The organism is Lentzea sp. NPDC060358, from assembly GCF_042725365.1.
In the GTDB taxonomy this organism is placed as follows: domain Bacteria; phylum Actinomycetota; class Actinomycetes; order Mycobacteriales; family Pseudonocardiaceae; genus Lentzea.
On record NZ_JBHXCW010000272.1, the window covers coordinates 1 to 9,600 of the forward strand.

A 9,600-nucleotide genomic window follows, 5' to 3' on the forward strand; every position below is an offset into this window, starting at 1 on the left:
GCCCCCGACTCCGCGCGCCACGGTTCCCCGGTGCCCTCCCCCGCCGGCTAGATCGCGATCGGGCGCGAGGGGCGGCCGATCAGCTTCTCCAGGTCCGGGCGCACCTCCGCGAACACGCCCTCGCGGATCGCCTTGAAGAAGTCCACGAAGATCGCCGGGACGCCGGCCTTGATCAGGTCCTCGTCGCTGACGTCCTGGAAGCGGTCGCCGGCGAGCTCCGGGAAGGACCACGTGGTCGAGCCGGTGAGCTCGTAGGTCGCGTTCTCGTGGCCGTCGGTCGTGAGGACCACGGCGGCGGCGAGGGCGTAGTCGTCGCGGGCCGCGCTGGCGATCCGGCCGTCCTTCGTCGAGACCGCGACCGTCTCGCCGGACAGGGCGCCCACGTAGTTCTCGTGGTACATGCCGTTGCGGAGGAACGTGTACGTGATGCCGGTGGCCTTGATGGCCTCCTCGGTGGCCTTGTGGACCACGGCCACGCCGACGGTGGAGGTGTCGGCGTCGGTGATGCTCGTGTAGAAGATGTGGCCCACGCCGGCCTTCACGGCGGCGGCGATGGCGTTCTCGTGCTGGGCGATGCGGGCGTCGGCGTCGGGGGCCTCGCCGGACACGATCAGGAGCTTGTCGGCACCGGTGAAGTCGAGGGTGTCCGGCTGCTCGAAGTCGCCCTGGCGGACCTCGACGCCGGTCAGCGTGAGCTTGTCCGGGTTGCGGACGGACACGATGACCTGCTCCGACGTGCGGTCGAGGACGTAGCGGACCACGGCGTTGCCGAGCTGGCCGGTGGCACCGGTGATGAGGATCGTCATGGTCCTGAGCATGCGGTTAGCGCTAACCTGGGGAAAGTACCCACTTTGGAGTTGGGTACTTACTCGGAGGTGAGCATGCAGGTCACCGTCTGCCCGGAGCGGGCGACCATGGAGCACATCACAAGCAAATGGGGTGTGCTGGTCCTGCAGGTGCTGTCGGACGGCGGGTCGTGGCGGTTCAGCGCGCTGCGACGCGAGCTGGAGGACGTCGTCAGCGAGAAGATGCTCACGCAGACGTTGCGGACGCTGGAGCGCGACGGGTTCGTCGACCGCGACGTGAAGCCGGTCATCCCGCCGCACGTCGAGTACGCGCTCACGCCGCTCGGCAAGGGGGCCGCCTGCCACCTCGTGGCGCTCGCGCACTGGATCGAGGCCAACCAGCCGGAGGTCTCCCAAGCGCAGCGGCGCTATGACAGCGCCTGAGGTGCAGCGGAGCCTTCACCGAAATACATCGGGTTGGTCACCCGATTGCGTCGTGAACGTTCTCACTGTTTGCTCCGAAGTGCGAGATAGACATCGGATGGGTCACGATTAGGGGGCGCAATCTGGGGTCTCGGACTGGCACAATGGACCAATGGCCCAACCGTTCACCGACGAAAGCCATCCGGCGGAGCCCTATCCGGGCACTCGTCCAGACCACTGTTTCGTCCACGTCGACGAAACGGGCTGGCCAGTGCGCCCGGACCTCACGATGGAGTCGGGATGGCGGGTCGAGCCGGAGAACATCGATCTGGACCAATGGCTCGCGAACCACGGTGAAGCCCCGCTGGCTGCGCGAATGCCGGTGCTCGGGTACGGCTCCAACGCCAACCCGAGCAAGCTGACCTGGCTCCGCGAGGAGCTCGGACTCGAAGGCCCCGCAGTGGTGCTCCGCGCACGGTGCGAGGGCCTTTCCGCCGTCTGGGCGGCGGGACTCCGCAAGCGCGACGGACAGCGCCCCGCCACTCTCGCGGGCGCGCCCGGCGTGGTCGAGGAGCACTCCATCTGGTTCGCCACGCCCGAGCAGCTGCGTGTGCTGGACCGGTGTGAGGGACGCGGACTGCGCTATCGGCTCGTACGTCTGCACACGGGCCGTGTCGTGCTCTACAACGGTGGCGTCATCGACAGCGTGCTGGCCTACACGGCGGGTTCCAAGAAGCGGATGCCCGTGCTCTTCAACGGCCGCATGGTCCGGTGCGCGGAAGTGTCGCAACGCGGCGCGCGCGTCCTGGGCGAGAAGCCTGCGCCCGCGGACGGGCTGGAGGTCACCGAGATCCAGGGCGACCCGTCGGCGAACGACTGGCCGGAGCTGCTGTTCGCCTACGGCACGCTGCAGCCGGGCGCAAGCGCTTGGCACCTGATGGAGCCGCACGTCGTGGAGGCGGAGGAGACCCACCTGCCCGGCATGCTGTTCGACACCGGCCTCGGCTACCCCGCGCTCCGCCCCGGCGCCGGCCTCGGCGTTCCCGGGTTCGTGCTGCGGCTCAAGTCGCCGGAGGTCGCGCTGCCGCAGCTCGACGAGTACGAGGGCGACGACTACCGGCGCGTGCGCGTCGTGCTGCCCGACGGCCGGATCGCGTGGACATACATCTGGACTGCCGCGGTGCAGGGCATGTCGGAGCTCCCGGACGGATGGGACGTCCACCAGATCCGGTGAATTATCGGCACGGTGCGTTGGCTGGTGGAAATTCGGGCACATCCTTCGGTGGTAGGAGGTGCACCCATGACTCGCCGGTTGATCGCAGGTGGACTGCTCGTGCTCGCTTCCGTCACGGCCTGCGGGACGAGAACCCCGGACACCGCGTCGCAGACGTTGCCGACGTCGACGCCGGCGTCGTCCACCAGTGCCAGCCCGTCCCCGTCGCCCTCGCCGCCCCCGCCGCCCCCGGTGGCGGAGTCCGGCGCCGCCGCCCCGGTCGTGCAGCGCTGCGATTCGTCCGCGCTCCGGGGCGAGGTCGTCCCGACCGACGCCGGCGCGGGCAACCGGTACGGCAGGTTCGTCGTCACGAACACCGGGCCGGCGCCCTGCACGCTGAACGGCTACAGCGGCTTCCAGCTGGAGAACGCCTCCGGCGCGGTGCCGACCGACCTGGAGCGCAAGGCCGACCCCGGTCCCGCCGCGCTGACCCTCGCACCCGGCGCCAAGGCGTCGGCGAACCTGCACTGGGGCGTCGTCCCCGCGGGTGACGAACCCGTGGAGGGCTCGTGCCAGCCCGAGCCGTCGAAGGCCGCGGCCATCCCTCCGAACGAGACGGTGCCGCTGAGCGTGGCGTGGACCTTCGGACCGGTGTGCTCGGGCGGCCACATCGAGATCAGCGCGTTCTACGCCTCGTAGCCGGTGCCGCCGCGCGAGGTCGTCACTCGGGTGCTGGAGTTCGCCCGGCGGGGCATCTGACACCATTTCGGGTGCCATGGACGAAGACGACCTCGTGCTGCTGATCACCGTGGTGGTCGAGGCGGCGGACGAGCAACAGGCGCGAGCCGCGTGCGACGCGCTCCTCAGCCGCGCGGGCGGCCGGATCGTGGACGCCCGCGACTGCTCCGACGAGGAGCCGGGCTGCTGGGCCGTGGTCATCACCCGGCCGAGCGACGAGAAGGCCACCCACAACGTCTCCGCGGCCCTCGCGCGGGCCGTCAGGACGTTCGTGCGCGGACTGGCCGACGGCTTCCCCACACCGCGGGTGGCGTGCGAGCCGCCGACGGCCTGGACCGTCCTGGACGAGCCGGAGCTCATCCGGGCGCTCGTCCCCGGCGCGGAACGCGTCCTGGTCGAGGCGTGGGCGGGAGATGACCCGTTCGGTGCAGGCACTTTGCGTGACAACTCGGCTGTGAAGCCCTTGTGATTCACCCGGCCGGTCGGCAGGTCCGCACAACAGGCTGCAGATGCCGTTGGTGAGCGTCACCACACGCTCGGTCAAGGGGCCAGCGGCGCGCCTAACTGATCATTAAAGCAAGGCCCGTTCGAGTGGATTGAAGCATCTACCCGGTTAGTGCAACTTCGCTCTCAACTGTGAAAATCTGGGCACAATCTCTACAGAGGGTGGTTGTACGACCACTCTGTTCCGGGAGGGTTCGGGAGCCGACATGGCCAGCATCGAAGAGGTCCGTGCCGCAATTGCCCAGGCGATCGACAAGGCGAGCCAAAGCCAGTCGGCCCTCCAGCAGGCGGCTGAGCTCGCCGAGGACGCCCAGCAACTGCTGACATCGGTCACCCAGGGCTCCGTGCAGGCGGACGTCGAGACGACGAACGCGCAGTTCCAGCAGGTCGTCTCCGGCGTGAGCGAACTGCAGAACTACCTCGGGGCCGGCATCTCCGGGGCCGAGGGCATCAACAGCAGGCTTTGATGGCGTCCATCGCCGAGGTCCGCGCCGCGCTCGAGCAGGCGAGCGAGATCCTGCGCGAGTCGTACCGGAGTGTGCGGTCCGCGCAGGAAGGCCTCGACGAGGCCGTCGCGATCCTCGCCGAGTCCAGCGAGAACCACCATGAATCGCTCCTTCCACCGGAGTTCGTGCGCGCCAAGGAAAAATTCCCCGATCAGCTGGAGCTGATGGTGGGAACCCTCGAGCGGATCCAACGACTCACCGTGGAGCTGTGATGAGCAGGCGGGACGACCGGCGGAGGAAGGTCGAGGAGGCCTTCACCGGCTTCCAGCGCGCCGTGTCGGCCGCGCTGGGTTCGGTGGCGCGCGAGCACCGGGCGCTCGCCGCGGAGCACGCCAAGGACGTGTTCGAGTTCACCGTGCGCGGGACGGGCATCGACAAAGCGTTGCAGGACAGTGCTTTGCGCGACGTGACGCCGTTCCTCACGGTCGACGAGAAGCGCCAGGACAACCCGCGCAGGGCCCCGCTGTCGATGGCCGAGTTCCGGGACCGTCTCGCGCAGATCGAGCACGACTGGCAGCAGTCCTACCACGAGTGGACCACCACGGGCCCGGACCAGCTCAAGGACCTCGTCGACTCGGTCTCGCGCGGTCCCGCGTCGTGGCGGTACGAGCAGTGGCTCGGCCACCCCGGCACGCACGACGGCAGCGAGGGCGTGCCGGAGCTGTGGCGGATCGGCACCGGTGTCGTGACGTCCGCGCCGGAGGCGGCGCCGTTCCCGGTCGCCGTGCCGCTGCTCGACCAGTCGCACCTGCACATCGCGTCCACTCCGGACAGCCGCCAGTTCGCGGACACCCTGGTGGAGTCGTTGCTGCTGCGGGTGCTCTCGCACTTCCAGCCGGGGCTCGTGCACGTGCACGTGTGGGACATCGGCCAGCTGACCGGCTCGCTGCCGGGGCTCTACCCGCTGACCCGCGCGAACCTGCTGACGGTGCACGACCCCGCACGGCTGCACGAGCTGCTCGACGAGCTGTCCGAGCACATCCGCCAGGTGCACACCAAGGTCCTGGTCGACGGCCACCTGACCGTCCGTTCGGTCAGCGGTGAGGGCCGGCGCACCGAGCCGTGGCGCATCGCCGTGCTGTTCGGCAACCGCAAGGCGTTGCGGGAGGAACACCAGCAGCAGCTGCAACGCGTGGCGCGCAACGGTTTGGCGTGCGGTGTGCAGCTGTTCATCGTGGACATCCCCATCACGGTCAACTCGCCGGTGGAGACGGTCTCGCTGCGCGGCGACGGCACGGCGACGTGCACCATGACCGGCAAGCACGTGCGGGTGACGCTCGACCCGGCCTTCCCGCGGACCCTGGTCCCCCGCGCCTGCGCGGCCATCGCGGACAAGCGCGAGGAACGCCGTGCGCGCATGGGCAAGTTCGACGACCTGCTGCCCGACCGGCCGTGGACCGAGAGCTCGGCGGCCGGGGTCGTCGCGCCCGTCGGGTTCGACGACGGCGAACAGGTCTGCGTGCAGCTTGGCGACACCTCGCCGCACGCGTTGATCGGCGGGCCGTCCGGTTCCGGCAAGACGAACTTCCTCTACGCGATGCTGGGCTCGCTGTGCGCGCGGTACTCGCCGGACGAGCTCGAGCTCTACCTGCTGGACTTCAAGGAGGGCGTGTCGTTCGCGCAGTTCGCGCCCGGCCGCAAGGACCGGTCCTGGCTGCCGCACGCGCGCCTGGTCGGCGTGAACGTCAACACCGACCGCGAGTTCGGCGTGGCGCTGCTGCGGTTCCTGGCCGACGAGATGCGCAGGCGCGCGGACGCCGCCAAGCAGCACGAGGTCACGAAGCTCGAGCACCTGCGTTCCGAGGACCCCGGCGGACGCTGGCCGCGGATCGTCGCGGTGATCGACGAGTTCCAGTACCTCTTCGCCGAACGCGACCAGGTGACGGCCGCCGCGACGCAGCTGCTGGAGGACGTGGCGCGGCGCGGCCGTTCGCAGGGCATCCACCTCGTGCTGTCGTCGCAGGACGTCTCGGGCATCGAGGGCTTCTGGGGCAAGTCGGCGATCTTCGAGCAGTTCACGGTCCGCATCGCGCTGCCCAAGGCCCGCCGGGTGCTGGCGGAGCCGCAGAACGACGCCGCCGTCGAGCTGCCCCGCTGGCACGCGGTGATCAACCACGAGTCGGGGGTCAAGCCGGGCAACGAGATCTGCCGCATCCCGGACTCGACGGCCAAGGGCACCATGGACTCCCTGCAGGCCGAGCTGTGGCGGCGCGAGCAGGGCCGGCCGCCGGGCCTGTTCGACGGCAGCAAGATCCCGCTGATCGACGGCGTGCGGGACTTCGTCGACCTGCGACCGGGCGAGGCATCGCCTACCGTGCTCCTCGGACAGGTCATCGACGTCGCGGGCAGCGCGGCGCGTGTTCGCTTCGCCCGCACGCCGGGCCGCAACATCGCGGTGATCGGCTCCGTGGTCCAGGACGCGGCCGCAGTGCTCGGCGGAGCGGCCGCGTCGCTGGGCAGGCAGCACCACCCGCGCGAGGCGACCTTCACGCTGGCCTGCCTCGTCGAGGAGGCGATGCCGGAGGCGCTGCACCTGGCCAAGCGCCTGAAGGACGACGGGCACGAGGCTCCGGTGATCGGCCTCGAGAACTTCCGCGACGTGCTGAACACGACCGCGGACGGACTGCGGTCGATCGGCAAGGGCGAGGCGGACACCCCGCTGTCACCGCACTACCTGGTGCTCTACGGCGTGGACGCGGCGCAGACGTTGCTGGAGCAGAAGGACGCGGTGACGCGGACGTCCGCTTTGGACAGCCTGCGGACGGTGCTCAAGCACGGCCCGGAGAACCGCACGCACGTGCTGGGCTGGTGGCGCGGGGTGCAGCGGCTGAAGGCGGCCCTGCCACCCGGCGTGTACGACGACATCGGCGCCTGGGTGGCGTTCGACGTCCAGGGCAAGGAACTGCTGTCGCTCGGGCCGGAACAGGTGATGGCGTGGTCCCCGCGGCCCCGCCGCGGCCTGTTCTTCGACAGGTTCGAGCACTCGCGACCGCAAGTGATCATCCCGTTCGACACAGGAGAAGCGTGATGAACCCGATGATGACGCACACGTTCGACCCCGTCCCGTCGCAGCGCCGCAGCGAGGAGGTGATCGGGGTGCCCGCGGGATCGGCCGTGGAGCGCTACAAGGAGATCATCGCCATCGCCGCGGACGCGGCCGCCCGCCAGCGCAAGCTGGACGAGGTGCGCTGCACCGAGCTGGCGGAGAAGCTCGCGGCCACCCAGCGGCGGATCGCCGAGGTGTGCGACCGCGAACGCGTGGTGCGGATGGGCGCGGCCCTGCACTGGGAGCAGGCGGTCGAGCAGCTCTGGGACGAACGCTGGCTGCAGATGGTCACCTTCCCGCTGCCCGACGAGACCGTCCCTCCCCGCCCGCCGGGCGAGTACATCCAGGAGATGGACACCGCGTACCAGGCGCTGGAGGACTCGCTCTCGAAGCGAACCCTGTTGCGCCGCAAGCAGAAGGACTAGTGCGCCGCCTGCGCACCACGGCCTGCGTGCGGGAGGCCAGCGACGACTCGCTCGTCCGCTGGGCGGCCCAGGCGCTCACGGCCGGCGGTGCTGCCTGGGAGCACAACGGCGCGGTGGCCGTGCACGCACCGGACCTGACCAGACGCCGCCGCCTGATCCTGTCCGGCCCGCCGGAGGGCGTCGCGTCCCTGCTGGCGGCTCACGGCCGCGGCGTGGAACTGCGCCCGCTGCTGGAACGTCAGCTCGCCCTCGACGTGATGGAGCTCATGCCCACCCCGTGGGTGGAGGACAAGCCGTTCGGCTGGATGGACCGCACCGGCTTCCTCGACGTGCCGGAGGACACCTGCTGGCTGCGCGACACCGCCGCCGTCGACCCGCTCCTGCGCGCGGCCAACCCGAGCTCGTGGGCCTGGCCGGGTGAGAAGGGCGTGTCCCGCTGGGCGGGCGTGCACGTCGGCGACACCCTCGTGGCCACCGCGGCGGAGGCGTGGTCGTCGACCGACGTCGGCTTCATGATGGGCGTGGCCGTCCACCCGTCCCACACGGGCCGGGGCCTGGGCAGGCGCGTGTGCCAGTTCGTCACCGCGTCCCTGCTCACCCTCTACGGCACCGCCGCCCTGTTCGTGGAGAACTACAACGCGACGGCCATCGCCCTGTACCGCAAGCTCGGCTACGCGTACCGCGACGTCACGACACTGCTCCCTGCGGCATAGCTCACAACGAGGAACAGTGGTCCCCGACCGCCGGTTGAAACGGATAACTGATCCGTAAAACAGGATGGAGATGGCCACACCATGACCACCGCACTGGAAGTCCGGCTCGCCTCCCGCCCGAAGGGCTGGCCGACCGAGGACAACTTCGAGATCGCCGAGGTGGAGGTCCCCACCCCGGCCGAAGGCCAGATCCTGGTGCGCAACGTGGTCATGAGCGTCGACCCGTACATGCGGGGCCGCATGAACGACACGAAGTCGTACGTGGCCCCGTACCAGGTGGGCGCCGCCCTGGAGGGCGGAGCGGTCGGCGAGGTCGTCGCCTCGGGCTCCCCGGACTTCGCCGTGGGCGACCACGTCCTGCACGGCCTGGGCTGGCGCGAGTACGCCCTGGTGAACACCAAGCACACCGTGAAGGTGGACGGCTCCGTCGCCCCGCTGACGACGTACCTGGGCGTCCTGGGCATGCCGGGCCTGACCGCCTACGCGGGCCTGCTGACCACGGCGGAGTTCAAGGAGGGCGACGCGGTCTTCGTCTCGGGCGCGGCCGGCGCGGTGGGCCAGGTCGTGGGCCAGATCGCCCGCCTGAAGGGCGCGTCCCGCGTCATCGGCTCCGCGGGCTCGGCGGAGAAGGTCGAGCACCTGACCGGGGAACTGGGCTTCGACGCGGCCTTCAACTACAAGGACGGCCCGGTGGCCGAGCAGCTGGCGAAGGCGGCCCCGGACGGCATCGACGTCTACTTCGACAACGTGGGCGGCGAACACCTCGAAGCCGCCATCAGCACGATGAACCTGAACGGCCGCATCACCATCTGCGGCGCCATCTCGCAGTACAACAACTCCGAGCCCCCCGCGGGCCCGCGCAACATGATGCAGGTCCTCTCCAAGCGCCTGACGATCCGCGGCATGCTGGTGGGCGACCACCAGGCCACGCAGCCGCAGTTCGTGAAGGAGGTGGCGGCCTGGATCGCCTCGGGCGAGCTGAAGTACTCGGAGACGATCGTCGAGGGCGGCGCCCGCAAGGCACCGGAGGCGTTCCTGGGCCTGTTGAAGGGCGAGAACACCGGCAAGATGCTGGTGAAGTTCTAGCGGCTGAGGCGAGCGGCAGCTTTCGGCTTGCCACCCACCCGCGAACGGCGCGGCCCCCGGATCAGACTTGGGTTCTAGTGGTCGTTGCAATGCCTGAGTTGCCGGGGTGTTGCGGTGTTCGAGATCCGGGAGGATCGCTCGCGCAGGGGCGGGCGGCTGGT

11 protein-coding genes are annotated in these 9,600 nt (G+C 70.0%); 10 read left to right on the plus strand and 1 reads right to left on the minus strand.

The genetic code is table 11. From position 1 onward, the window contains the following. Positions 1 to 47: 47 nt before the first annotated feature. On the minus strand, positions 48 to 806 hold the full coding sequence (locus tag ACFWGZ_RS35705) for an SDR family oxidoreductase (RefSeq protein WP_382456006.1): 759 nt from the start codon (positions 804 to 806) through the stop codon (positions 48 to 50). A gap of 75 nt (positions 807 to 881) precedes the next feature. On the opposite strand from ACFWGZ_RS35705, the gene ACFWGZ_RS35710 reads away from it, so the two are divergent. The 10 genes from ACFWGZ_RS35710 to ACFWGZ_RS35755 all read left to right on the plus strand — a co-directional run bounded on the left by ACFWGZ_RS35710 (position 882) and on the right by ACFWGZ_RS35755 (position 9,439). After that, positions 882 to 1,229: a winged helix-turn-helix transcriptional regulator gene (locus tag ACFWGZ_RS35710; RefSeq protein WP_382456007.1), complete on the plus strand. Its 348-nt coding sequence runs from the start codon at positions 882 to 884 to the stop codon at positions 1,227 to 1,229. A gap of 268 nt (positions 1,230 to 1,497) precedes the next feature. Then, positions 1,498 to 2,442, plus strand: a complete 945-nt coding sequence (locus ACFWGZ_RS35715) for a gamma-glutamylcyclotransferase (RefSeq protein WP_382456008.1) — start codon at positions 1,498 to 1,500, stop codon at positions 2,440 to 2,442. Positions 2,443 to 2,508: 66 nt separating this feature from the next. After that, the gene (locus ACFWGZ_RS35720) at positions 2,509 to 3,120 is read left to right on the plus strand and encodes a DUF4232 domain-containing protein (protein WP_382456009.1); all 612 of its coding nucleotides are present in this window, start codon (positions 2,509 to 2,511) and stop codon (positions 3,118 to 3,120) included. 76 nt (positions 3,121 to 3,196) lie between these two features. After that, the gene (locus ACFWGZ_RS35725) at positions 3,197 to 3,628 is read left to right on the plus strand and encodes a hypothetical protein (protein WP_382456010.1); all 432 of its coding nucleotides are present in this window, start codon (positions 3,197 to 3,199) and stop codon (positions 3,626 to 3,628) included. A gap of 241 nt (positions 3,629 to 3,869) precedes the next feature. Next, positions 3,870 to 4,130: a hypothetical protein gene (locus tag ACFWGZ_RS35730; protein ID WP_053731857.1), complete on the plus strand. Its 261-nt coding sequence runs from the start codon at positions 3,870 to 3,872 to the stop codon at positions 4,128 to 4,130. Further along, positions 4,130 to 4,381, plus strand: coding sequence for a hypothetical protein (locus ACFWGZ_RS35735; RefSeq protein WP_382420076.1), 252 nt, complete (start codon positions 4,130 to 4,132; stop codon positions 4,379 to 4,381). Before ACFWGZ_RS35730 ends, ACFWGZ_RS35735 begins: the two co-directional genes overlap by 1 nt. Then, the gene (locus ACFWGZ_RS35740; RefSeq protein ID WP_382456011.1) at positions 4,381 to 7,197 is read left to right on the plus strand and encodes an FtsK/SpoIIIE domain-containing protein; all 2,817 of its coding nucleotides are present in this window, start codon (positions 4,381 to 4,383) and stop codon (positions 7,195 to 7,197) included. The genes ACFWGZ_RS35735 and ACFWGZ_RS35740 overlap by 1 nt, the downstream gene beginning before the upstream one ends. Further along, positions 7,197 to 7,640: a hypothetical protein gene (locus ACFWGZ_RS35745; protein WP_382456012.1), complete on the plus strand. Its 444-nt coding sequence runs from the start codon at positions 7,197 to 7,199 to the stop codon at positions 7,638 to 7,640. The genes ACFWGZ_RS35740 and ACFWGZ_RS35745 overlap by 1 nt, the downstream gene beginning before the upstream one ends. Next, complete coding sequence (locus ACFWGZ_RS35750; RefSeq protein WP_382456013.1) at positions 7,640 to 8,353, plus strand: GNAT family N-acetyltransferase; 714 nt, start codon at positions 7,640 to 7,642, stop codon at positions 8,351 to 8,353. Before ACFWGZ_RS35745 ends, ACFWGZ_RS35750 begins: the two co-directional genes overlap by 1 nt. A gap of 81 nt (positions 8,354 to 8,434) precedes the next feature. Next, positions 8,435 to 9,439, plus strand: coding sequence for an NADP-dependent oxidoreductase (locus ACFWGZ_RS35755; protein ID WP_382456014.1), 1,005 nt, complete (start codon positions 8,435 to 8,437; stop codon positions 9,437 to 9,439). Positions 9,440 to 9,600: the final 161 nt, after the last annotated feature.